3 tRNA genes are annotated in these 412 nt (G+C 40.5%); all 3 read left to right on the plus strand.

Annotated elements, in window-relative coordinates:
* Window positions 1-51 precede the first annotated feature (51 nt).
* The 3 genes from GNY06_RS09650 to GNY06_RS09660 all read left to right on the plus strand — a co-directional run bounded on the left by GNY06_RS09650 (window position 52) and on the right by GNY06_RS09660 (window position 358).
* Window positions 52-124, plus strand: a tRNA-Lys gene (locus GNY06_RS09650).
* 33 nt (window positions 125-157) lie between these two features.
* A tRNA-Leu gene (locus tag GNY06_RS09655) sits at window positions 158-241 on the plus strand.
* Between the two features lie 44 nt (window positions 242-285).
* Window positions 286-358, plus strand: a tRNA-Lys gene (locus GNY06_RS09660).
* Window positions 359-412: the final 54 nt, after the last annotated feature.

Consider the following 412-nt stretch of genomic DNA (forward strand, 5'->3'; position numbering starts at 1 on the left):
TATCTTTGCACCACTCTTTTGAAGCGCACTTTAGCACAGAGAAAGGTGGCCGACCTGGTAGCTCAGCTGGTAGAGCAATACACTTTTAATGTATGGGTCCTGGGTTCGAATCCCAGCCAGGTCACAAAAATAGAAAAAACCTTAATCCGTTTTTTTTGCCTGTGTGGTGAAATTGGTAGACACGCCATCTTGAGGGGGTGGTATCCTTAAGGATGTGCTGGTTCGAATCCAGTCGCAGGCACACAGAAAGATAATTTAAATTATAAAGCAGTTGCTTTTAATTTAGACCTGGTAGCTCAGCTGGTAGAGCAATACACTTTTAATGTATGGGTCCTGGGTTCGAATCCCAGCCAGGTCACAATTTAATTTGAATTTTTTTCATATTAATATTTTGTGATTTGGTGTTTTAAAA

It is taken from the genome of Elizabethkingia argenteiflava (assembly GCF_009904105.1).
Lineage (GTDB): Bacteria > Bacteroidota > Bacteroidia > Flavobacteriales > Weeksellaceae > Elizabethkingia > Elizabethkingia argenteiflava.